At 56.8% G+C, this 23,837-nt stretch carries 17 protein-coding genes; 4 read left to right on the forward strand and 13 right to left on the reverse strand.

The genetic code is table 11. The features are described from left to right. From ACTG3T_RS10495 to hexR, 4 genes are all read right to left on the reverse strand, one after another. A partial coding sequence (locus ACTG3T_RS10495) for a glucokinase (protein WP_439102224.1) occupies nucleotides 1-642 on the reverse strand: 642 nt, incomplete at its 3' end. Between the two features lie 2 nt (nucleotides 643-644). Further along, nucleotides 645-2,465, reverse strand: a complete 1,821-nt coding sequence (edd, locus tag ACTG3T_RS10500) for a phosphogluconate dehydratase (RefSeq protein ID WP_439102225.1) — start codon at nucleotides 2,463-2,465, stop codon at nucleotides 645-647. A 28-nt stretch (nucleotides 2,466-2,493) separates the two neighbouring features. Continuing rightward, nucleotides 2,494-5,151, reverse strand: a complete 2,658-nt coding sequence (gene ppc / locus ACTG3T_RS10505; RefSeq protein ID WP_439102226.1) for a phosphoenolpyruvate carboxylase — start codon at nucleotides 5,149-5,151, stop codon at nucleotides 2,494-2,496. Continuing rightward, complete coding sequence (gene hexR, locus ACTG3T_RS10510; RefSeq protein WP_439102227.1) at nucleotides 5,148-6,032, reverse strand: transcriptional regulator HexR; 885 nt, start codon at nucleotides 6,030-6,032, stop codon at nucleotides 5,148-5,150. The genes ppc and hexR overlap by 4 nt, the downstream gene beginning before the upstream one ends. A 137-nt stretch (nucleotides 6,033-6,169) precedes the next feature. On the opposite strand from hexR, the gene gap reads away from it, so the two are divergent. Next, entirely contained in the window at nucleotides 6,170-7,198 is a 1,029-nt protein-coding gene (gene gap / locus ACTG3T_RS10515; RefSeq protein WP_439102228.1) for a type I glyceraldehyde-3-phosphate dehydrogenase, read from the forward strand. Nucleotides 7,199-7,215: 17 nt separating this feature from the next. Here the strand turns inward: gap and ACTG3T_RS10520 are convergent, their stop codons facing one another. The 4 genes from ACTG3T_RS10520 to ACTG3T_RS10535 all read right to left on the reverse strand — a co-directional run bounded on the left by ACTG3T_RS10520 (nucleotide 7,216) and on the right by ACTG3T_RS10535 (nucleotide 12,136). Further along, a complete protein-coding gene (locus tag ACTG3T_RS10520; RefSeq protein WP_439102229.1) occupies nucleotides 7,216-8,559 on the reverse strand; it encodes a malectin domain-containing carbohydrate-binding protein in 1,344 nt (447 codons plus the stop codon). A 241-nt stretch (nucleotides 8,560-8,800) separates the two neighbouring features. Beyond that, nucleotides 8,801-9,595, reverse strand: coding sequence for a LytR/AlgR family response regulator transcription factor (locus tag ACTG3T_RS10525; protein ID WP_439102230.1), 795 nt, complete (start codon nucleotides 9,593-9,595; stop codon nucleotides 8,801-8,803). Beyond that, nucleotides 9,592-10,722, reverse strand: coding sequence for a sensor histidine kinase (locus ACTG3T_RS10530; RefSeq protein ID WP_439102231.1), 1,131 nt, complete (start codon nucleotides 10,720-10,722; stop codon nucleotides 9,592-9,594). Before ACTG3T_RS10530 ends, ACTG3T_RS10525 begins: the two co-directional genes overlap by 4 nt. Before the next feature lie 34 nt (nucleotides 10,723-10,756). After that, nucleotides 10,757-12,136 carry an MFS transporter gene (locus ACTG3T_RS10535; RefSeq protein ID WP_439102232.1) on the reverse strand — a complete coding sequence of 460 codons (1,380 nt, stop codon included), beginning with the start codon at nucleotides 12,134-12,136 and terminating at the stop codon, nucleotides 10,757-10,759. 428 nt (nucleotides 12,137-12,564) lie between these two features. Between ACTG3T_RS10535 and bglX the strand changes: the two genes are divergently transcribed. The 3 genes from bglX to ACTG3T_RS10550 all read left to right on the forward strand — a co-directional run bounded on the left by bglX (nucleotide 12,565) and on the right by ACTG3T_RS10550 (nucleotide 17,324). Then, nucleotides 12,565-14,796 carry a beta-glucosidase BglX gene (gene bglX / locus ACTG3T_RS10540; RefSeq protein ID WP_439102233.1) on the forward strand — a complete coding sequence of 744 codons (2,232 nt, stop codon included), beginning with the start codon at nucleotides 12,565-12,567 and terminating at the stop codon, nucleotides 14,794-14,796. Nucleotides 14,797-14,815: 19 nt separating this feature from the next. Then, nucleotides 14,816-16,645 carry a glycoside hydrolase family 3 protein gene (locus ACTG3T_RS10545; protein ID WP_439102234.1) on the forward strand — a complete coding sequence of 610 codons (1,830 nt, stop codon included), beginning with the start codon at nucleotides 14,816-14,818 and terminating at the stop codon, nucleotides 16,643-16,645. An 85-nt stretch (nucleotides 16,646-16,730) separates the two neighbouring features. Then, the gene (locus tag ACTG3T_RS10550) at nucleotides 16,731-17,324 is read left to right on the forward strand and encodes a hypothetical protein (protein WP_439102235.1); all 594 of its coding nucleotides are present in this window, start codon (nucleotides 16,731-16,733) and stop codon (nucleotides 17,322-17,324) included. Between the two features lie 34 nt (nucleotides 17,325-17,358). Here the strand turns inward: ACTG3T_RS10550 and ACTG3T_RS10555 are convergent, their stop codons facing one another. The 5 genes from ACTG3T_RS10555 to urtB form a co-directional block, all read right to left on the reverse strand. After that, a complete protein-coding gene (locus ACTG3T_RS10555) occupies nucleotides 17,359-19,641 on the reverse strand; it encodes an NADP-dependent malic enzyme (RefSeq protein WP_439102236.1) in 2,283 nt (760 codons plus the stop codon). 403 nt (nucleotides 19,642-20,044) lie between these two features. Further along, nucleotides 20,045-20,740 carry an urea ABC transporter ATP-binding subunit UrtE gene (urtE, locus tag ACTG3T_RS10560; protein WP_439102237.1) on the reverse strand — a complete coding sequence of 232 codons (696 nt, stop codon included), beginning with the start codon at nucleotides 20,738-20,740 and terminating at the stop codon, nucleotides 20,045-20,047. Further along, nucleotides 20,734-21,501, reverse strand: coding sequence for an urea ABC transporter ATP-binding protein UrtD (urtD, locus tag ACTG3T_RS10565; RefSeq protein WP_439102238.1), 768 nt, complete (start codon nucleotides 21,499-21,501; stop codon nucleotides 20,734-20,736). The genes urtE and urtD overlap by 7 nt, the downstream gene beginning before the upstream one ends. Beyond that, a complete protein-coding gene (gene urtC / locus ACTG3T_RS10570; RefSeq protein ID WP_439102239.1) occupies nucleotides 21,498-22,577 on the reverse strand; it encodes an urea ABC transporter permease subunit UrtC in 1,080 nt (359 codons plus the stop codon). Before urtC ends, urtD begins: the two co-directional genes overlap by 4 nt. Then, nucleotides 22,577-23,837, reverse strand: a 1,261-nt coding sequence (gene urtB, locus ACTG3T_RS10575) for an urea ABC transporter permease subunit UrtB (RefSeq protein WP_439102240.1), incomplete at its 5' end; no start/stop codon positions are given. The genes urtC and urtB, both read right to left, overlap by 1 nt.

The raw sequence follows: 23,837 nt of genomic DNA on the forward strand, positions 1-23,837 counted from the left end.
CCCGTGCAATTGTGTCAGTGCCCAGTAGATATTCTGCAGTCCCGCGCCGGACAGCACGCGCTCCGCTGACACGCGCCGATAACGAGTCAGCAACAGACGCATAATCTCTATTTCTTCGTCTCCCACCGGGGCAAAGTCCACATGGCCGCCCTCCCCGGGGATCACCATGGGTTTCGCTGTGCCCGGTAACACGGCACAGACGCCGAGTCCGGTGCCCGGGCCGAGTACTGCAATAGCCTTATCTGGAACGGCTTTGCCGTTCCCTAATTGCTCCCAATCCCCTTCAGCGAAACTCGCGGCCGCATAGCCTATGGCTTCAAAGTCATTAATGATTTTGAGCTTTGGAATATCGAGGCTAAAACCGAGGTCCTTTCGATCGATAACCCAGTCACTGTTGGTGAAGGCCACATGCTCGCGATCAGTGGGACAGGCCACTGCCAGGCAGCCGTCAACGGGGCGTTTCTCCCAGTTGCCCGATTGCCCAACGAACGCCAGGTACATCTGCAATGCCGAGGTAAAAGTCGGATGCTCCAACACGGATACCGTGAGATGGTCGCTGATGGCGCCCGTACTCACATCTCCCAGGGCAAAGCGGGCATTGGTGCCACCGATGTCAGCCAAAAGATGCCAGGCCTTTGCCACCCTTAAAACTCCTCACCAAAAATCACTGAGGCTCCCGCCTCTGGCGTGGTCACAACTTGCCTGAACACGCTGAACAGTTCACGGCCAACACCCGCCTCACTGTCCCGGGGGGCATGAGCCAGCGGCCGCTCATCAAAACCCGCAACATCACAACTTAAAACGCCCGCCATCGCGTCCAGCGTGAGCATGTCGCCGTCCTTCAGCCGCGCGAGGGCGCCGCCCATGGCCGCTTCCGGAGTTACGTGAATCGCTGCAGCCACTTTGCCTGACGCACCGGACATCCGACCATCGGTCACCAGCGCCACGGAGAAACCCTTGTCCTGCAAAGAGCCCAGCAAGGGGGTCAGCTTGTGAAGCTCCGGCATCCCATTAGCTCTGGGCCCCTGAAATCGGACGACCACAATACAGTCCCGCTCAAGCTCTCCCGCTGCAAACTTCTCGGCAAGCGCTTCCTGACTGTCAATAACGACGGCGGGCGCCACCACTTTTCGATGCTCGGGTTTCACCGCCGACACCTTGATCACCGCACGACCCAAATTACCCTCCAGCAAACGCAGACCGCCCTCGGGAGAAAATGGCGCCGCCCTCGTACTCAGAACGTCAGTGTCGAGACTCTTGTCTGCTGCGGGCCGCCAAGCAAGCTTGTCACTGTCCAGATAAGGCTCCTGACTGTAGTCCTGAAAGCTATCGCCCCAAACGGTGCCAGCCGTTCCATGCATCATCCCTTCTTCCAGAAGCTCCCGGAACAGAAGACCTGTTCCTCCTGCCGCATGGAAGTGGTTAATGTCCGCCTGACCGTTGGGATAAACCCTGGCCAACAGAGGCACCACCGCCGACAACTCTGAAAAGTCGTCCCAGTTGATAACAAGGCCCGCCGCGCGCGCCATGGCGATCAAATGAATCGTATGATTGGTCGAGCCACCGGATGCCAACAGCGCAACAATGGCATTAACGAAGGAGCGCGCATCGATGACTTCCGCGAGAGGGCGAGGGTCACGACCCTGGGCAGTAATGCGGGTAATCAGTTCCGACGCCTCTTGAGTGAGCGCCTCTCGCAGTGGGGTACCCGGATTCACGAAGGAACCACCGGGTAACTGCAGCCCCATGGCCTCCATCACCACCTGATTGGTATTGGCCGTACCGTAAAAGGTACAGGTGCCGGCGCTGTGGTAGGACGCGGACTCGGCGGCAAGGAGCTCTTCCCGCCCCACCTTACCCTCGGCAAACAGCTGTCTTACCCGAGCTTTTTCAGCGTTGGGCAGACCGGAGGGCATGGGGCCTGCAGGAATAAAAAGGGCCGGCAAATGGCCAAAACGTAACACGCCCATGATGAGGCCGGGCACGATCTTGTCACAGATCCCCAGACATACGATGCCGTCAAACATGTGATGAGACAGGGCAATCCCCGTGGACTGGGCAATGTTATCCCGGCTAAACAGCGACAACTCCATGCCTGTCTGACCCTGGGTCACGCCGTCACACATTGCCGGAACCCCGCCCGCAACCTGGGCGGTACTGCCTACCGCTCGAACGTAAGCCTTAATCTTATCCGGGTAGTCAGCGTAAGGCTGATGAGCAGACAGCATGTCGTTATAGGCAGTTACGATACCGATGTTTGAGGACTCCATCAGTCGAATGCTGTCTTTGTCGTCATCACCACAAGCGGCAAAACCATGGGCCAGATTGCCGCAGGACAGTTGCCCGCGCTGCGGGCGAAGATCCCTACTCCGCGCCATGAGGTCAAGATAATCCTGCCGCGGCCCGCGGCTACGGGCATTAATCTGCTCGGTGACTTTTTCTACGGTGCTGTGTAGTTGAACCATGTATACCTCGCTAAGACCGACCTCGCGATCAGCCTGTGTTGCGCATTCCGGCAGCGACACCGGCGATGCTAATCATTATGGCCTGACGCGTCTGTTCATCTGCATTGCGACGAAGACGGGCAAGCAACTCGGCCTGCAATACGTTTAAGGGGACGGTGTAAATATTGCGAAGCTCAAGCGACTCTCGTGTCCAATGGAGCTTTTCAAGTAAACGTTCCTGACCCAACACCTTCAACACCGTGCGCACATCCTTATCCAGCTGACCACGCAAGCGCGCGCCGATGTCCATCAACTCCTCACTGACCAGCTGGTCGTCATAGTGAGCCGAAAGCCGGGAGTCGGTCTTGCTGTAGACCATCTCCAACATCTGCATGCGCGTTGCAAAGAAGGGCCATGCTTCAAACATCTCTGAAATGACGGCATCCCCCTGCTCCTCAAGCTCCCTGGCCAGCGCCGCGCCTGCTCCCAACCATGATGGCAACATGAGGCGATTCTGCGTCCAGGAAAAAATCCAGGGAATGGCGCGCAGGGATTCTATTCCGCCATCCTTTTTACGACTGGTCGGACGGGAAGCAAGGGGCAGCGCGCCCAGCTCCCCCTCGGGTGTCGCTTGACGAAAGTAGGTAAGAAAACGCGGATCGTCTCTGACCACCGCCCGATACTCGTCACAGGAGTACCCTCCGAGCCGATCCATTGTGTCCCGCCAGTGGGGCTTGGGCGTTGGCGGATGAGCCGTGCGCGCCTCGAGTACAGCGCTGGTGTACAGCGCGAGGGTTTTTACCGCCAGACCGGTCATACCCAGCTTGGTACGAATCATCTCACCCTGCTCGGTTACGCGAAGACCGCATTCCAGGGAACCCGGCGGCTGAGACAAAAGCGCATCATGGGCGGGCGCACCGCCCCGTCCGATGGTGCCCCCACGGCCATGAAACAGCTGCAATCGCACGCCTGCGTCATCACACACCTTTAATAATGCCTCCTGGGCACGATACTGGGCCCAGGCTGCAGCGAGGATGCCCGCATCCTTCGCAGAATCCGAGTACCCGATCATGACCATTTGCTGCTCGGGTAAGCGCCCCAGAGCCTGCTCTGCGGCCAACAGATCTGTGATGACCTGGGGAGCACGATCAAGGTCATCGAGTGTTTCAAACAAAGGAGCGATGGGCAGACTGTCTCCCCCTCCGGCTGCTTTTAGAAGGAGGCGCACAGCCATCACGTCCGAGGCCTGACGGGCCATGGAAATGATGTAACAGGCTAAAGCGTCCGCCGGTTGGTCCACCACCACGGCGCAGCAATCAAGGACCTCCTGCGTATCCTCGCTCGGTGACCAGTGCTGCGGTATGAGCGGCCTGGGGTTTTTCAGCTCAGCCTCGATCCAATTCCTGCGTTTCTCCTCACCCCAGTCATCGTAGCGCCCCATCCCGAGACACTCGGTGATTTCTGATAACGCTGCGCTATGACGCTCGGAGTGCTGGCGAATATCCAGGCGGACCAGATTGATGCCAAAACAACGGACCTGGCGCAGCAGATCGAGGAGTGTGCCATCGGCAATGCGCTCCATACCGCAATCGCAGAGCGACTGGTAACAGAGAAGTAAAGGCCTGGATATTTCTTCCACGTCGCGAATGAGGTCTCCGCTATTGGCCGGACGATCATCAAGGAACGCTTCCAGGGCTGAAAGCCAACTGCGCAGTCTCTCGCGCAGATCCTTCATGGCGCGACGATAAGGCTCTCGAGTGTCGCCTACTAACTCTCGCAGGGCATCATTGCATTCGATCATCGATAGCTCCTGTACGAGCTGGTCCACGGTCTTCAGGTACAGGGCTGCCGCTTGCCACCGACCGAGGAGGAGTACTTCCCGGGTGACTTTGGCTGTAACAAACGGATTACCATCACGATCGCCTCCCATCCAGGAAGAGAACTGTACCGGCGCCGCATTCAAGGGCAAACGCTCACCCGTCGCTGCTAACAATGCATCGTCGAGCCTGCGCAAAAAATCCGGCACCGCCTGCCACAGGGAATTTTCCACCACCGCAAACCCCCAGCGAGCCTCGTCCACGGGGCTGGGTCTGTTCTCGCGAAACTCGTGGGTATGCCACAACTGGGCAATAAGTTCGCGGAGTCGTCGGTCCATACGATTCCGTTCGTAGTTCGTAAGACCCGGAGACTCCAGCTGGCCGAGACAGCGCTGAATCTCTTCGTACTTGTGAATGAGGGAACGCCGGGTAATCTCCGTAGGATGCGCGGTGAGCACCAACTCGATGTTCAAATCCGAGACCAACTGTTGGACTGCAGAGGCATCCAATCCCGTTTGACTGAGCAGCTCCATGACGCCTGCGAGTGTTCGACTCGCTGAATTCACCGCGTCCATTTCCCGAGACAGGCCGTGATGCTGCTCTGCAATATTAGCGAGATTCAAAAACTGCGCAAAAGCCCGCGCTACCAGTCCTAACTGCTCGGTTTCAAAACCTGCCAGCAAGGCTTCCAATTGCTCCCAGCTTCCGTCCTCGCCATTACTGCCAGACTTTGACAGCAATCGGATACGCTCCACGCTGGCAAGGAACTCCTCACCATGACTTTGAGCCATGGTCTCCCCCAGCATGCTGCCCAAGAGGCTGACGTTATTGCGCAGGCTACGGTAGGGGTGGGTATTATCGTTCCTGGCCTCGGGTGTATCAGAGCTCATGATCGGTGTTTACCTTCGGGTTGTGGCGCAAAACGGGTGGCACGCAGACTTTCTTTAATAGCGCGCAGGTGTGGCTGCAACGCCTCACCCCGGCGCAGCGAAACCCCGGCAGCGAGCACATCAAGCACCACCAAGTGTGCAAGACGCGAGGTCATGGGCATGTAGGCATCGGTATCTTCCGACACCTCCAACTCAATGGCCAGGCTACTGGCCTTCGCCAGTGGTGATGCCGCCGCAGTGAGGGCAAGGACCGTGGCTCCCCGGGCTGTTGCGAGATTGGCGATGTCTACGAGATCCCTTGTGCGACCGGTGTGCGAAATAATAAAAAATACGTCATCAACGCGCGCTGCCGCAGCGTGCATACGCTGCATCAGCACATCGGCATGTGCTGTTACGGGCAGAGAAAAGCGAAAAAAGTGGTGCTCCGCATCCTGCGCGACGGCACTGGAAATACCCAGCCCGAAAAAGAAAATATGGTGTGCTGCTATGAGCTGCTCGACCACCGAGTCGACCAACGCAGGAGGTAATTGCTGCCCCAGGGCACGCAAGGACATCACCGCGCTATCAAGAATCTTGGTGGTGAAGGTGCCGGTCTCATCATCGGGGGCAATGGATGAGCTTACGTAGGGTAATCCGAGAACCAGCGACTGCGCCAGGCGCAATTTAAATTCGGGATATCCCCGAGGCTCAAACTTGCGACAAAAGCGGTTGACCGTGGGCTCACTCACCGCTGCCTTTTCCGCCAGAGCAGCAATACTCAGACGCGTAGCTGCCCTGGGGTCGTTCAGAATCACATCCACAATACGTCGCTCGGACTTAGTCAGACGCCGGGCAGCGCTGCCGAGTTCATGGAGCAAGTTGTCGTCTTGGGCGTCTGTCACATCCGCTAATCGCGTGGCTGGGTGAGGGGCTATGGTGTCATAATTTTTACTAAAACTACATAAATTTTGAAATTTGATCTGTTTTAGCGCTCTAAAATGTAATTTTATGGTCAAAATACTTCTGGAGGCACAATGACATGCTGCGCATTGCAATCAACGGATACGGACGAATCGGTCGTAACATTCTCAGAGCACTGGTGGAGCGCGATGCTGAACTTGCCAGTCACATTGAGGTTGTCGCTATCAATGACTTGGGTGACAGCGCTATCAACGCCCATCTCACCCAGTACGATTCTGTCCATGGTCGCTTTCCCGTCACCGTTGCTACCGACGGCGACGACCTCATCGTCGGCAAGCAGCGTATACGCGTTTTCAGTGAACGAGACCCCGCCCAACTCCCCTGGAGAGCCCTGAACATCGATGTTGTGTGCGAATGCACGGGCGTGTTTACCAGCCGCGATGCAGCCGCCCGACACCTGAGTGCGGGGGCACGCAAGGTTCTGGTTTCTGCACCCACCGCTGACGCTGATGCCACAGTGGTCTATGGCATCAATGACCACATCTTGAGCGGTGAAGAACGAGTCGTATCCAACGCGTCGTGCACCACCAACTGCCTTGCCCCCTTGGTAAAACCTCTCCACGAAGCAATCGGCATCACCAAGGGGTATGTCACGACCATACACGCCTACACCAATGATCAGCAGCTCTCGGATGTGTATCACAGCGACCTCTACCGGGCCCGAGCGGCAACCCAATCCATGATACCCACCAAGACCGGCGCCGCTGCCGCTATTGATCTGGTATTACCGGAGCTCAAGGGGCGCCTGGACGGTATGGCCGTACGTATCCCCACGATTAATGTTTCTCTGGTGGACCTGAGTTTCATTGCAGAGAGGGACAGCACCGCCGAGGAGGTGAATGAAATCATGACCGCCGCCGCACAGGGCCCCCTCGCAAAGGTGCTGGACGTGAATACCGCCCCTCTTGTATCCATCGACTTCAATCACTGCGCCGCCTCCTGCGTGTTTGACGCCAACCACAGCAAAGTGAATGGCAAGCTCGTTAAAGTCATGGCCTGGTATGACAACGAGTGGGGCTTTGCCAACCGCATGCTGGATAACTGCCTGGCACTGTTTGTCCGGGCCGAGCTTCTTAAATCCGCCTAACCCCTGAAACCGCAGCTTTACCGGGAATGAGGTGGGCCATAAATGCGCACAAAATCCACCTCAAGGCTCTGAGGAAAAATACTGTCGTCGATAGGCCCGCCGGCGCGCCCCCAATCGCCTCCGATCGCGAGGTTCAGAATCACATGAAAAGGGTGATCGAAAGGCCACTGGGTATAGCCCAAACCATCGTTAAAATAGGAGAAGTAACGCTGGCCGTTAACGTACATGCCCAAAGCATTTGCCCCCCATACCAGGCTGTAGGTATGGAACGCCTCGCCCAGATCAGGGATGACAATTGACTGTCCGATCTGATTACCCAGCTTGAAGTAATAGTCCCTCGTGTGCACGGTACCGTGGACCACACCGGGCTCATGTCCCACATGCTCCATCAGGTCCATCTCCCCGGAGTTTGGCCAGGCATCACAGCGGGCGTTATCGTTTACATCTGCATCCTCGGCGGTACAGTTGGTCGCGTAGCGATAGGGATCTGTGGGGAAAAACCACAGAGCCGGCCAGAGGCCGCGTCCCTCGGGAACCCTGGCGCGAATATCTACCCGCCCGTATACAAGATCCTGCTGAGCACCGGAATGAACCCGCGCTGAAGAATAGGCCGGCACCGCGCCCTCGTCGTAATGCGCTTCGATGACCAGCGTGCCGTTTTCAAGGCGCAGGTTTCTTTCATCCGCGGTGTATACCTGATCCTCGTTGTTGACGTGTCCGGGCTCCCATAACTCGGTTGTCCAAACGCTGGAATCCAGCCGGGTACCGTTAAACTCTTCGGACCAGGCCAGTTTCCAATCCCCTAAACCGTAGTGGGCAGATCGAACCAGAAAACCACTGAGTAATGCGTTGTCAGCCCGCGAAGTCAATTCGATGTCTAAGACCCCATCACTAACCTCGATACCGGTTATGGCGCGAGTTACCGCAACCTGGGTGCTGCCACCCGCTGTGCGGAAGACGCTGAAGTCGTCTAAAACAACGTCGCCCTCGACGAGAACATCGAATATTCTTTCCTGGCCAGCTTCTGCGGAAACTTCGGTGAAGAAAAACACGACCGTGTATTGGCCGTCGGGTACCGATCGGGAGTAGCGCTGATTGCCCTCGCGAAAACTTTCATAGAGCGCCGGGTTTTGCGTCCGGATAACTGTTTCTGTGTTCAGGCAAGCGGCACCACCCAGAGAGCAATCGTCGGCAGCAAACGTATCTCCGGCTCGCGACTCGAACAGCCCGCCGCCCACATTGACCGCCCATACCGTCTGCTCGGAAAACCCCGCATTGAGAAACTCAGATGACGCTCCAGCATGTTTATCGTCGACGGTGTCACCCAGGACATAGCCACAGCAGACTAGACCCAAAAACACGCTCGGTACCCGCCGGATCACAAAAGACACATAAGCAACCAAAGCTATCGCAGCTCTGTTTACATCAGCACCCCTCCTCCGAAAATGAAGACGCGCAACACCGGCTTCACGGTTTTTCATGATTAGGACCCCACCACTGGGCTACTTGAAAGGAAAACATCGCACAAGCGCCCGTTTATGAGAAGGCAGGCTGCGATAAACGGGGTTTTACCGGAGTTCGGCTGGACTCGCACCGGTGGATTTAGACCAGTAGATGCTGAATAGACGAACGATAGTTACGACTGACTTTCAAGCGCGTGTTCTCATCAAGGTGCAAAAGACACTCCCCCTTCGTCAGCGGAGTAATCTCAATAATCTTGTTGAGATTTACCAGCGTGGAGCGATGAATCCGCGCAAAGGGTCCCAGAGACAGACGTTCAGACAGCTGCTTCATGGTACAGCGAAGAATATGCGTTTCGCCCGCCGAATGAACACACATGTAGTCCCCCGCCGCATCCACCCACTCGATGTCATCGAGCTCCAGGAGCTTCACGGCATCACCCTGCCGCACCGGCAAACGGCCGACCGCTTCGGAATGATGCTCGAGAGCCTCCTGCACGGACAACGGCCTCTGCCCCTGCTGAAGCCCCATCGCCGTGATCGCGCTTAAAAGCTGCGCCTTGGAACCATGGAGCAAACGCTCTCTCGCCCTGAACAGCCCTTTCTCCAAACGACCGACATCAACAGGTTTCAGAATGTAATCCACCGCGTTTTTGTCAAAGGCTTGCACCGCGTACTGGTTAAACGCCGTCACGAAAATCACCAGCGGCATGTAGTCATCCGCCTGCAGCGCCTCAACAACGCCAAAGCCGTTAATCCCGGGCATTTCAATATCAAGCAACAGCAAATCCGGACGGTGTACCTGAATGGCTTTAAGGGCCTCCCGGCCTCCGGATGCAGTAGCGACAACATCTACATCTGCCATGTCTCTAAGCAAGGCCACAAGCAGTTCCAGTGCCAGAGGCTCATCGTCCGCAACCAGGACCCGGAGCGTCACGTAAGAACCCCCTCATTTTGCAGTGGTATACGCAATGATGCTCGCGTTCCACCCTCAGGCGTAGAATCAAGACTGAAGTCACAGTCCCCTGCGTAACACGCATCGAGACGTTGCCGAATATTGCTCAACCCTACACCTGAGGATTCCAACACTTCAATCTCTCCCTCGTCCGATCCTGAGTCAGTTACATCAATGTTCAAATGCGTCGCATCGCAGTAGGCATCTACTTGCACTGTGCCACCGTTTTCCGACTTGGCCACTGCATACTTAATCGCATTCTCTACCAGTGGTTGCAAGAGCATACTGGGGAGCAGTTGTGTGCGGGCTTCTTCCGTCGCACGGAGATCCACGCTTAAGCGCTCGCCGAAGCGAACCTGCTCAATAACCAGGTACAGCTCGATAGCCGCCAACTCGTCTGCAACGGACACAAAGTCTTTAGTGTCGCTGTACAGGGAATAGCGCAAGAAATCACTGAGTGCGTTGATCATTTGCGCGGCCGGCGCGTTACGCTTGGTAGCTACAAGGCTTTGCAAGGCATTAAGCGTGTTGAAAAGAAAATGGGGGTTTAACTGGTAGCGCAACATTTCGAGTTGGGCGTTCCGAGCCGCGGTCTCTGCGCGAGCGGCCCGTGCGGCCTCACCATTCCGGGCGGACTCCATGCGCAGCAAAGCCTCGTGTTCCTGACCTGCCAGCCGATAATATTTGAATCCGTGATACAGCGCGGTCCAACACATAAAAATGAATATTGATGGAAACAGCCAGCCGCCGAAGTCGGACCAAAGTCCGGTGGTTCCGGTCATCCATTGAAAGAAAGCGAGCCTAAGAACTGACCAGAAACTTGCAAAAGCCACCACCGCCGTGGAAATACAGACGACTCTGACGAATAGGGATACCTCCCAGACTCGTCTGTAGACAAAGCGAAGCGGCCAGGAGATCATCACCCCCAGCAGAGACTGCACCACGTTGTGCGCCAAATAGGCAACCTCGGGCTGGTCGTACCAAAGGTTGAGACTAAAGTAACTGACGACGGACAGCCCAGACCATCCGCACAGCTGGAGAACCCAGAACCGCGTAAAACGTTCCTCTCCGAGAAGCGAATTATTAAGGCGTTCGGCTGATGGGTGCAACTATCTAATCCCCGGCGAGCGACTCATGGGGTAGTCAGGACGCTGCCTCGTTCGCATGACGTTGTGCCAGCGCCTCCTCCATTTCCTCGATGATCCTTTGGTCGATGCGGTAGAAGAAAATGAACGTCGCACCCAGTATCGCCAGTGCCGCAGGAAGAATGCTAAACATCAGGCGAATACCCATCATCGAGGTATCCGACTGCGCTTCGTTTGCAACAAAGCCAAAGGCACCCAAAATGATGCCCAAAAGTCCGGCGCCCACAGCGAGGCCCATCTTTTGGGCAAACTGTACGGTAGAGAACACCAAAGCCGTGATACGGCGGCCGCTTTTCCACTCACCATAATCTGCGCAGTCAGCGTACATGGACCACACGAGCGCTGGTGTGGGGCCGATAAGAAACGAGCCGATACAGTTGAAAAGAATCATTAACCAATACTGATCCGGCGGGATAAAAAAGAACGCCGCCATGGTGAGCGCGTTAAGCAGCGTCAACGCGATCATCAACGCGCGCTTTTCAAAATGCACCGCCAGATATCGCGTTAAAAGAATACCGCCGATCATGGCGATGAGTCCCAGGGATAAAAACACGGCGGTTTTGTCAAAGATGAGAAAGATCGGAGTGCCGTCATCACCGACGTAGTATTTAAAGTAGTAAAGAAGAGATCCGTTGCGAACCGCTATATTCATGAGGGTAACAATGGCCGATGCGAATAGTACTGCCCAGGGGCCATTTGATAGCAGCGTTTTAACGTCCAAACGCACGTTACTCCTAACTACATGAGGAACAACGCGCTCTTTCGTCGTCGCAAATGTAAACCAGAACAGCAACACAGAAAGCACAGCAAAGATAATCATTGTGAGGCGAAAGCCGGCGGCCTCGTCCCCGCCGCCAAGCAGCCCTTTTAAAGGCCCCACAAAGGTCGCAATGAGCCAACCTGCCGCGAAAGCACAAATAAAGCGGTACCCGGCTACCTTTGTTCGCTCAATTGAAGAGGGCGAGATCACGCCCATAAGCGCCGAGTAAGGTACATTGATAACGGTATAAGCAAGCATCATCAGAGTGTAGGTCACGTACGCATAGGCGAGTTTTGCCGTGGGCGACATATCCGGAGAGCCTGCGAACATCAAGTAGCCACAGACACCGTAGGGGACAGCCCCCCAGAGCAGATAAGGTCGGTATTTACCCCAACGGGAGCTGGTGCGATCGGCGATAAGTCCCATAACCGGATCGCTGACTGCATCAATGATTTTGGTGATTAAAAACATAGCACCCACCGCCGCGGGCGGCAGCCCGAAGATATCGGTGTAGTAGTACATCAGGAAAAGATTGAAAACCTGAAAGAAAAAGTTGGACGCGGTATCGCCCAGTCCGTAACCCAACTTCTCCCGAAACGAGAGTTTCTCGTTAATCATAGACAGCCTTTCTTAGTGTTTTTATTGGGTTGCGGTCAACGCAGGTACAAGCAGACTCACATCGCTCTTCGCCCTGATCTTATGGGGCCGCCCGAAGGGTACAATAACCATGCGCCGAAGGGGACTCCCGCCGGGACAGGGCGGGCATTCGCGTGAAAAGAACCCAGATCACAGTGTCGCTGACCGAGCCGCTTCACCCGGGCATCCAATGCCAGGTACGGTCCGCTCTGGCGCAATGCAGACCCACTTCAGCCGAAACTGGTTGCCCTGCAGTTCAGCAGCGATATCTTCCTGCATACCGTCTTCGGCGGGGGCGTTGCGCACCCGTCATTCGAAGAACCTCTTGAAGGTAGGATACACACAATGGACAGTCGCCACTGCGGTGCACCAGTCCAAAATCAGCCCGCAACGACAGTGGAGAACTACAAATGCACGGCGAAGCAGCTACCGAGCTTGTTGTAGACAATCATGAGCAGAGTGACAGCGTTGACAACCGCGTCCACGACCTGCTCAAAGCCATGGGTCTCGACGAAAAAATCGGGCAGATGAGCCAACTCCAGGCCGGGGGCGGCTGGATCCCTGACGAACTGGCTGATGGCATTCGTCGTGGGCAGGTAGGGTCGGTGCTCAACGAACCGGACGTGAACATAGTAAACGAGCTTCAACGTATCGCCGTGGAAGAAAGTCGCCTTGGCATTCCTCTTCTTATGGGCCGGGACGTCATTCACGGATTCAAAACAATATTTCCAATCCCCCTCGGGCAGGCGGCGACCTGGAACCCGGCAATCATAGAAGCAGGTGCCCGTGTCAGTGCTGAAGAGGCGGTATGCTCGGGTATTAACTGGACTTTTGCCCCCATGATCGACATCACGCGGGATCCCCGCTGGGGGCGCATAGCAGAGTCTCTCGGCGAAGATCCATACCTCTGCAGCGTGCTTGGAGCATCAATGGTGCGAGGCTTTCAGGGCGACTCATTATCGTCACCGGACTCCATTGCCGCCTGCGCCAAGCACTTCGCAGGCTATGGCGCCGCTGAAGGTGGCCGTGACTACAACACAGCCAACATCCCGGAAAACGAAATGCGCAATGTCTATTTACGGCCTTTCAAGGCCGCAGCAGAAGCGGGTGCTGCTTCTTTTATGTCTGCATTTTGTGACCTTAACGGTGTACCGGCGACAGGCAACCAGTGGCTAATGAAGCAAGTACTTCGGGAGGAATGGAGCTATCAGGGCGTGGTCGTCAGCGACTGGGAGTCCATCGTGGAAATGAGCGTTCACGGATTCACCCACGATGATGAAGAGGCTGCCTACGAAGCCGCTATGGCCGGCATAGATATGGAAATGGCCAGCACATCCTATCGAGACCATCTCGAGGGCATGGTGGATGAAGGAAAAATAAGCCTCGAACAAATCGACGGTATGGTGGAGCGCGTGTTGCGCTTGAAGTTTGCACTGGGTTTGTTCGAACAGCCCTATACGGACCCATCGCAGCATCCGGAGTTTTTAAACAAAGCGAATCTGAAAGCTGCAAAGCAGGCTGCCATGCAGAGCTGCGTCCTTCTCAAAAATGCGCAGCAGACCCTGCCCCTTTCTCCGGCGAAGCTCGATGCCATTGCCCTTCTGGGCCCCCTCGCGGATGACGGCTTTGAGCAAATGGGCACCTGGGTATTCGATGGCGAGGCGTCACAGTCGGTAACCTGTCGCCAGGCAATCACGGAACTTATCGGTAGAACAGTTGAGATAAATTACGTCAAAGCGCTGGAAACCACACGCGCCGCAAGCGACGACAACTTTGCCGAAGCGATCAGCGCCGTTAATCAATCAGATGCTGCGATAATCGTTGTTGGTGAAGAAGCTTTCATGTCCGGAGAAGCGCACTCCCGCGCCAGTATCGATTTACCCGGACAACAACAGGCGCTTATCGAAGCGGCCGCAAGCACGGGCAAACCCGTCATCGTTGTAATCATGGCCGGACGTCCGCTTACCATCGAACCCCTGCTCCCACATGCGGACGCCGTTCTCTATGCCTGGCATCCGGGCACCATGGGCGGACCGGCAATCGCAGATCTGCTCTTCGGCCTGGAGTCCCCCTCGGGTAAACTACCGGTGACCTTCCCAAGAGTTGTAGGCCAGGTTCCTATCCACTACGCGCAGAAAAACACCGGCCGCCCGGCCACGGACGAAACCTGCGTGGATATCAATGAAGTTCCCCCCAGGGCACCGCAGACATCTTTAGGAATGACCTCTTTCCATCTGGATGCCGGCTACAAACCTCTGTTTCCCTTCGGGTATGGCCTGTCTTACGGTAAGTTTCAGTACGTCAAGATCACCACATCCCACCACTCCATTGCCATGGGACAAAGTCTCGACGTATCGGCAGACATCGTAAACATGGGGAGCCATGCGGGCGAAGAAGTCGTTCAGCTGTACGTTCGCGACCTGGTAGGCAACGTGACACGCCCCGTGAAAGAGCTCAAGGGATTCAGGCGCGTCCGCATGAAGCCCGGCGAGCGTCAGCGAATCAGTTTTCGACTTCATACGGATGATCTCGCCTTTTACAACCGAAAAATGCAGCTGGTAACTGAGCCGGGGCAATTTCACGTCTGGATCGGTGGCAGCTCCGACGCCCCCCTGTGGGCTGAGTTCGAAGTACACGCTTGAGGCCCATGGGAGGTTCACTGTGAATAATCCTTTGAAAGATGCAGCCCTCGAAGCAAAGGTCGAGCAACTTCTGGCAGCCATGAATCTCGATCAAAAGATCGGCCAGATGACCCAACCAGAGAGAATGGCCTGCACAGCTCAGGACGTAAAGGAGTTCCATATCGGATCAGTTCTGAGCGGCGGCGGATCCTGCCCTGGGGCTAACCTGCCGGCTGATTGGGTCGATATGAACGATGCCTACTGGATGGCTTCCATGGAGGCTGATGAAGAACATCTGGCGATTCCCCTGCTTTACGGCGTGGATGCCATTCACGGTCATGGAAACGTACGCGGCGCCACTGTCTTCCCTCACAATATAGGCCTTGGGGCGACCCGAGACCCGGATCTGATCCAACGGGTAGCCCAGGCAACAGCGAGGGAAATCCTTGCGACCGGCGTTGACTGGACCTTCGCACCGACGCTGGCGGTAGCTCGAAACATTCACTGGGGACGCACCTACGAAAGCTATTCGGAGGATCCGGTGCTAGTGGGCAGCTATGCCGCGCCCTTTGTTCAGGGTATGCAAGGGAATCTTGGAGAAGACGGCGTTGTTGCCTGCGTCAAACATTGGGTGGGCGACGGTGGTACCACGCACGGTATTGACCAGGGTGAGACTACCGCCACCCGCGACGAACTCCTAACCACGCACATCGCCCCCTATCGCCCCGCTATCGATGCCGGCGTCCTCACGGTAATGGCGTCCTTTAACAGCTGGAATGGCGACAAGTGCCACGGACACCGCCAACTCATCACCGAGGTACTTAAAGGGGAGCTCGGCTTTGAGGGATTTGTTATCTCTGACTGGGACGGTATCGACTATCTATCAAAAAGCTATTACGACGCCGTGGGCATGTCCGTGAACGCCGGTATTGATATGTTCATGGTGTCGGTGGACTGGCAACAATTTATTCGTCATTTGCGCACTCACGTCGAAAAAGGCAGCGTGCCTTTGAGCCGGATTGACGATGCCGTGCGACGTATCCTCCGAGTGAAATTCGCCTTTGGCCTGTTCGACAAGCCTCGGCCATCGGAGCGTCACTGGTCAAACCATCCGGGCTTTGGTGGTGCTGAGCAAAGAAAACTGGCCCGGGAAGCGGTACGAAAATCACTGGTTCTGCTTAAAAACAGTAACGCGGCACTCCCTATTGAGCGCAGCGCCAGAATTCTAGTGGCAGGTAAAAGTGCGCATAATCGTGGGCATCAGTGTGGCGGATTTACCATTGCCTGGCAGGGAGCGGAAGATAATGACAGCATCGAGGGCGGCACCTCGGTATGGGAGGGTATTCAAGAGCTTGCCCCCCACGCAGTGCTGTCTGATGATCCCCTCGCCAAAGACGCAGACCCTGAACGCTATGATGTAGCCGTCGTCGTCATTGGCGAAAAACCCTACGCGGAAGGCATGGGCGATGTTCGTCCCGGTGACGATGTTATTGTTCAGGCGGGCTCACAAATCCGGGGAGAGATGAAAGTTTTGGAGCCCTATGGAAGGACTCTTGACCACGCTGTTGCTCACCCTGAGGATCTGGCCTTGATCAAGAGCATCACGGCAAAGGGTATCCCCGTAGTTACCATTCTGGTCTCCGGGCGACCGCTACCCGTCGCTCCCGAGCTTGCGGCCAGTGACGCTTTCATTGCGGCATGGCTCCCTGGATCCGAGGGACAGGGCATCTCCGACCTTTTGTTTGGTGACTACGACTTTCAGGGCCGCCTGGCCTTTGCCTGGCCAAAGGACGCCGGGTCCGTTGAAAGTGGAAATTACCCCCCCCTGTTTCCTCGGGGATTCGGGTTATCACTGGGAGACGTCGGCTAAGTCCGCCTGACTGGCTCGCTGCCACTGGCGACCAGGGCAGCGCAAGACTTGCCACCAGGTAGTTCGGCTATGCTAGCCTTGGATCATGAACAATACCTCACTCCCTGACGCCGGCACTTGCCTGAGAGACGGCTGGCTTCTCTACAAGCAGGAACCCCTGCTCCTCTCCGGCGCCACGATTCTCATGGCTGTCATCTGCGGCGTAGTAGGGCTCATCCCCTTCGCGGGAGCGCTGGTTTACCCTCCTCTCCTGGCCGGTCTGTACAGCATGATCATCCGTCTGGAGCGCGGAGAAGCCATCACCATCACAAATCTTTTTGACGGCTTTCAGGCCTTTGTGCCCCTGGTGATTGCTTCACTGCTAATGTCCGTCTTCATCAGCATTGGACTGCTTCTTCTGGTACTTCCGGGGCTGTATCTGATCATCGTTTATGGTTTTACAAACCTGATGATCGTTGATCAGAAAATGGATTTCTGGCCCGCCATGGAAGCCAGCCGCAAGCTTCTCCACGCGCATTTCTGGAGCTATTTTGTACTGGCATTCGTGCTCGCGGTGATCTGCGTCGCCGCAAGCATACCCTTTGGCCTGGGCATTATTGTGGCTGGACCGGTATGTCTCGCGGCGCAATACCGCTTCTACCACGCTGTCACCGTCGCGGGCGACGCCAGCCGCCTTTGACCCTAACCGCGTTTGACCCTAACCGCCTTTGACCCTAACCATAGTGCGTAACATCGGTACCCGCCAGCGCTGAGATATTCAGAAGCCCGCGCGCGGTGATGGACGGCGTAACGATATGAGCACGGTTGCCCATCCCCATGAGAATGGGACCCACCTCCAGGGCGCCGCCGCGCATTTTTAATATATTCCGAACCCCGGAAGCGGCATCGCCGTAGGCAAACACCAACACGTTCGCAGGACCCTGCAGGCGGGAATTGGGGAAAATCCGCGCCCGCAGGTCTGGATCAAGGGCGGAGTCGATGTGCATCTCTCCCTCGTAGGCAAAATCCGGCTCCCGGGCCTCGAGAATCGCCATGGCCTGACGCACGCGACGACCACTATCAATATCCAGGTTGCCGAATTGCGAGTGGGAGCAGAGCGCGATGTTCGGCTTCATACCAAAGCGACGCACATGATTTGCCGCGGCCATTACCGTGTCCGCAATCTGCTCCGGAGTCGGCTCAGGGTGTACATGAGTGTCAGCGATGAACAGTGGCTCATCTTCGGTAATCATCAATGACAAAGCACCACGAGGGTGCGCACCATCATAGGCAAGAATCTGCCGTACATAATTAAGATGCCAGAGATACTGTCCAAAACTACCACAGACCATGCTGTCGGCGTCGCCACAGTAAACCATGATCGCAGCGATAGCCGTGGTGTTGGTGCGCATAATGACCTTGGCAAGATCCGGGGTAACGCCCCGTCGCGACATTAGCTGCAAGTAGGCTTCCCAGTACCTGCGATGGCGGGAATCGTCCTCGGGGTTCACAACTTCAAAGTCTTCTCCGGGCTTGATTGTCAGACCTGCTTTTTCGCAGCGCCGGGCAATGATTTCCGGTCGGCCAATGAGAATCGGTAGGTCCGTCATCTCCTCGACAATCACCTGCGCCGTGCGCAGCACCCGTTCGTCTTCACCCTCGGCAAATACGATGCGTCTCTTCGAAAGAGCCGCGGCAGCAAAAACCGGACGCATAATCATGGACGAGCGGAACACCGAGCCGTCAAGGCGCTCGCGATAGGCCACCAGGTCCTCTACGGGGCGGGTGGCCACGCCAGTCTCCATGGCCGCGCTCGCCACCGCACTGGCAACGACCCCCATGAGTCGGGGATCAAAGGGTTTGGGAATCAGATAATCGGCGCCGAAAACCAGCTGCTCGCCACGATAGGCCTCCGCGGCTTCGGCACTGGTGGTCGCCCGGGACAGGGCCGCGATACCGTCAATGCAGGCCAGCTGCATTGCATCGTTGATCTCCGTAGCACCCACATCCAGCGCACCGCGGAAGATAAAGGGAAAACACAAAACATTATTTACCTGGTTGGGGTAGTCGGAGCGGCCCGTGGCGATAATGGCGTCGGGGGCGACTTCACGGACCTCATCGGGAAGTATTTCCGGCACCGGGTTAGCCAGGGCAAACACCACCGGCCGGGAGGCCATACGACCTACCATCTCGGCAGTAACAACCTTGGGCGCACTCAGGCCGAGGAACAAATCCGCATCGTCAATTACATCACCAAGGGTGCGGTGGTCGCTTGCCTGGGCAAAGGCCGCTTTCTGCGGGTTCATATCTTCAGCGCGACCCTCATAGACCAGGCCATGCACATCACAGAGCCACACGTTTTCGCGCTTTACACCGAGCTTCAACAGCATATTGAGGCAGGCAATGCCGGCAGCACCACCGCCGGTGGAGACGATCTTGATATCTTCGAAGCGCTTGCCCGCCAGGTGCAGCGCGTTGGTCACCGCAGCGCCCACGACAATAGCGGTGCCATGCTGGTCATCATGAAATACCGGAATATTCATCCGCTCGCGGCAACGCTGTTCCACGATAAAACAGTCGGGAGCCTTGATATCCTCAAGATTGACCGCACCGAAGGACGGCTCCATGGCGCAGACGATATCCGCAAGCTTCTCCGGATCAGATTCATTGAGCTCGATATCAAAACAATCGATGCCGGCAAAGTTCTTGAACAGCACGGCCTTGCCTTCCATGACCGGCTTGGCCGCAAGACCGCCAATATTACCAAGGCCCAGTACGGCGCTGCCGTTACTGATCACCGCCACCAGATTGCCCCGGGCCGTATAGTCCGCGGCCGTGGCAGGGTCCTTGACGATTTCGAGGCAGGCCTCTGCAACACCCGGCGAGTAGGCCCGGGCCAGATCCTGACCGTTTGCCAGGGGCTTGGTCGCGCGAATCTCCAGTTTCCCCGGCTTGGGGTAGGCGTGATAGCGCAGCGCCGCATCTCTTGCTGCCTGGCGGCTTTTGTCATCATCCATGGGGAAGCCTCCAAAAAAAAGCGCAGTATAAGCCAGCGAGCGCTTTCACACTGTGGCAATCCGTCTCACTGAACCAGTTTTCTGGTCTAGCCGGGGTAACTTCACACGCATAACATACGGTGACCGCACCTCACGCTACTCTTAAGGGGTTCTGACTCATAACCACCGCGCCTGTAATTACGGGCTGTCACCACTATTTACTTCACTCGCTAAGTGGGGGGGGACGCTCGCTTCACAGATAGTGGTGGCAGTCCTCGGTCGTAGCGAGAGTTGGACGCCGAACCTCGCTGGATTGTTAGGCCAGGTGGCGCGAATAGCGTAGCGAGCGTCCCCCGTCTTAGCGAGTGAAGCTGTTCGTGCCACCTTTTTGAACAAACGGTCTCAGCGCATGCACTGGTGCGGGTCAGACGGTCAGATACTCCTCGACCAGCGCATCGGAAAGCTCATCCATGGCTCCCTGAGCCACAATCTGTCCCCGATCCATGATGGCAAAATCATCGGCCACTGCCCGGGCGAAGGGCAGCTTCTGCTCCACTAGCAACACGCTGATCTTCCGCTCTGAACGAAGGCGTTGAATCACGTCGCCAATGAGTTGCACGATATTGGGCTGGATGCCTTCGCAAGGCTCATCCAGCAGCAGAATCTGCGGCTCCAGAACCAGCGCCCGGCCAATAGCCAGCTGCTGCTGCTGCCCTCCCGACAAATCACCACCGCGACGATTGGCCATTTCCGCAAGCACAGGAAAGAACTCAAAGATCTGCGCGGGTATCCTGGTCTCGCGATCACGCCGCCCTGCCAGAGCGACGCGAAGATTTTCTATCACGGTAAGATCGGGGAAAATCATCCGTCCCTGGGGCACATAGGCAATACCCCGCCCTACCCGATCTTCGGTGCCCAGTTGCTCAATACTCTCTCCCGCCAGAGTGATGCTGCCACTGCGGGCAGGGAGCAGCCCTAGTACGCTGTTGAGCAGCGTGGTTTTCCCCACACCGTTGCGTCCCATGAGACAAAATATACGCTCCCTGTCGACGTTGAGTTCCACGTCTCGCAGCGTGTGGCTCGCGCCGTAATACTGATTAAACCCCTGAATGCCTAGCATGCTTCGCCCAGGTAAACCTCTCGCACCCGCCCGTCGGATTGCACCTCATCGATACTCCCTTCCATGAGCACGGCGCCCTCGTGAAGCACCGTAACCTTGCGGGCAATGGAGCGCACAAACACCATGTCGTGCTCCACCACGACCACGGACCTCTCGGGAACCAGCGACTGCAACAACTCCGCTGTGCGTTCCGCCTCCTGCTGCGTCATGCCCGCCACGGGTTCATCTATGAGGAGCAGCGATGGCTCCTGCGCCAGCAACATACCGATCTCCAGCCACTGTTTCTGGCCATGGGACAAACCGCCCGCCAGCTTATACGCTACAGGTTCCAGGGCAATTGTTGTCAACAGGGACGCAATGCGATCCTCGTCCTCCGTGCTCTGTCGATAGCGTAATGCCTCCCAGGGACCGCGATTACCCTTAACAGCAAGGGCAAGATTCTCGCGAACCGATTGCATGGGGAACACGGAAGGTTTCTGGAATTTCCTGCCTATACCCAGGCGCGCGATGGTCGCTTCGTCATGCTCCAGAAGATTAATGTCCTGCCCCAGATAGGCCATCCCCTGGTCCGGCCGGGTTTTTCCCGTGATCACATCCATGAGCGTTGTTTTCCCCGCGCCGTTGGGACCGATAAGGCAGCGCAGTTCCCCGCGATCCACCGCGAGAGACAAGCTGTTCAGTGCTTTGTATCCAGAAAAACTGACGCTCACATCCTCAAGATACAGAATCACGCCATGACGTGTGTCGATGGACTCAATCACTGCCGCCCCCCCAGAAGACCCACAAATCCTCGAGGCAGAAACAGAGTCACCAGCAGGAACAGCGCACCCAGAGCGAATAACCACAGCTCCGGTAACTGCGCGGTCAGCAGGGTTTCCGCCGCCGCGATAATGACAGCGCCAAGCATAGCGCCGTGGAGTGTGCCCCGCCCCCCGACTGCCACCCAGATCGCTATCTCAATGGAGTTCAGCGGCTGAAATTCGCCGGGATTAATAATGCCCACCTGTGGCACGTAAAGCGCACCGGCGAGACCGGCGAGCATCGCAGAGACGACGAACACGACCAATTTATAGCTGGCGACGGAGTAGCCCAGAAAACGCACCCGCGATTCGCCGTCGCGCAGAGCGATGATCACGCTGCCAAAACGCGTGCTTAGCATTTTGCGACAGCCGAGGTAGCTCCCAAGGAGTGCAAGCGCCGTAACAACAAAGAGGCCGCAACGGACCGCCTCCGACTGTAAATCAAAACCCAGAACGTCTTTAAAGTCCGTAAGACCGTTATTACCCCCGAACCCCATTTCGTTGCGAAAGAATGCCAGCATTAGCGCGAAGGTCATGGCCTGGGTCATGATGGAAAAATACACCCCGCCAACCCGGGACCGGAATGCCAGCCAACCGAACACCAAAGCAAGGGTTCCCGGAACCAGTAGTGCCATCACCATGGCGAAGGGAAAACTGTCGAAGCCCAACCAGTACCAGGGGAGCTCCTGCCAATCCAGGAAGATCATGAAGTCCGGTAACTCTGCATCTCCATACACTCCGCGGCTGCCGATCTGACGCATGAGATACATACCCATGGCATAGCCGCCCAGGGCAAAAAATGCGCCATGCCCAAGACTGAGGAGCCCCGCATAGCCCCACAACAGGTCCAGCGCCAAGGCCAGCAAGGCATAGCACAGATATTTGCCCAGCAGCGACACGCTGTAGCTGGATAGCGCAAACATGGACTCTTGGGGTAACAACAGGTTCGACAGGGGCACGGCGACCGCCAAACCGAGAAGAATGGTGACGGTCAGCCCACAGGCGCGGTCACGGTTAAACAAAGCCTTAGCGGACATCAGTGGCTGTCCTCACGACCCGTGCCGGGGAACAAACCCTGCGGTCTGCGCTGCAAAAAAAGTATCAGGAACACCAACAAAAATATTTTGGCGAGTACCGCACCCGCAGCGGGCTCGATCACTTTATTGGCCACACCCAGGGAGAACGCTGCCACCAGCGTACCCCAGAGATTGCCCACACCGCCGAAAACCACCACCAGAAAGGAATCAATAATATAGGACTGCCCCAGATTCGGCCCCACGTTTGTGAGTTGTGACAGCGCAACACCTGCAACACCCGCGACACCGGAACCCAGAGCAAAGGTGAGCGCATCTACCCGTGCGCTGCGCACCCCGAGCGCACGCGCCATGGCGCGGTTCTGAGCTACCGCCCGTACCTGAAGACCCAGGCGCGTATAGCGCATCAGCGTAAGTAAACCGGCAAATACCAGCAGCGAAAACAGCAGTATGGCCATGCGATTGTAGGTAAGCGACAGCCCCGTGGTAATTTCCCAGGATCCCGCGAGCCACTCGGGCGTGAGCACCGAGCGGTTGAGCGGCGAGAAGATTGAGCGCACCGCCTGTTGCAGAATCAGGCTGATACCAAAGGTTGCCAGCAGGGTTTCCAGGGGACGACCATATAAAAAGCGGATCACTCCCCGCTCGATGATGAGACCCACTAGTGCAGACACCAGAAAGGCCGCCGGTATGGCCAGCAGCAGCGCGGTACCCGGCTGTGCCGGGAGTAGCTGCTGGAGAACCCAGGTGGTGTATGCACCGAGCATGATGAGCTCACCGTGGGCCATATTAATGACCCCCATCACACCAAAGGTGATGGCGAGGCCCACAGCAGAGAGCAGCAGCACCGAGCCCAGGCTCAGCCCGAAAAACAGGGACTCCAGACGACTCAGCCACAGGAGCCGGTTCTCCGCCAGTGCAAGAAGACGACTCGCTTCCTCTCGGATTGTCTGAGGCAGTTTCTGGCGAGACTCCAGCTCCATTAAGGCGGCGCGTACTGTGGGATCAACCCGTCCCTGGAGGGTCTGCAGCCCTCTCATTATGCTCTGTGCATCACCCTTAGCCAGGGCTTGCAGCGCCAGACCGATGGCGATTTGATCCTGTAGCGCAGGATCCGGCTCCAGCGACTCCCGCGCAGCCAGCGCTTTCAGCGCCGCGTCCGTAGGGGCTGCAAGAATAAGGGCGATAGCCTCTGCACGCTGCTCCACGTCCTTCGAAGACAGCTTCGCCATGGCCTGGAGACTTTGCAGCTCCGCCCGCAAA

The organism is Congregibacter sp. (genome assembly GCF_965660375.1).
Lineage (GTDB): Bacteria > Pseudomonadota > Gammaproteobacteria > Pseudomonadales > Halieaceae > Congregibacter.

Excerpts from the sequence above, each read along its gene's own strand:
- ACTG3T_RS10555 (WP_439102236.1), bottom strand. The coding sequence starts at position 19,641 with ATGGATGATGACAAAAGCCGCCAGGCAGCAAGAGATGCGGCGCTGCGC.
- ACTG3T_RS10550 (WP_439102235.1), top strand. The coding sequence starts at position 16,731 with ATGAACAATACCTCACTCCCTGACGCCGGCACTTGCCTGAGAGACGGC.
- edd (WP_439102225.1), bottom strand. The coding sequence starts at position 2,465 with ATGGTTCAACTACACAGCACCGTAGAAAAAGTCACCGAGCAGATTAAT.
- bglX (WP_439102233.1), top strand. The coding sequence starts at position 12,565 with ATGCACGGCGAAGCAGCTACCGAGCTTGTTGTAGACAATCATGAGCAG.
- ppc (WP_439102226.1), bottom strand. The coding sequence starts at position 5,151 with ATGAGCTCTGATACACCCGAGGCCAGGAACGATAATACCCACCCCTAC.
- ACTG3T_RS10535 (WP_439102232.1), bottom strand. The coding sequence starts at position 12,136 with ATGATTAACGAGAAACTCTCGTTTCGGGAGAAGTTGGGTTACGGACTG.
- urtC (WP_439102239.1), bottom strand. The coding sequence starts at position 22,577 with ATGTCCGCTAAGGCTTTGTTTAACCGTGACCGCGCCTGTGGGCTGACC.
- gap (WP_439102228.1), top strand. The coding sequence starts at position 6,170 with ATGCTGCGCATTGCAATCAACGGATACGGACGAATCGGTCGTAACATT.
- urtE (WP_439102237.1), bottom strand. The coding sequence starts at position 20,740 with ATGCTAGGCATTCAGGGGTTTAATCAGTATTACGGCGCGAGCCACACG.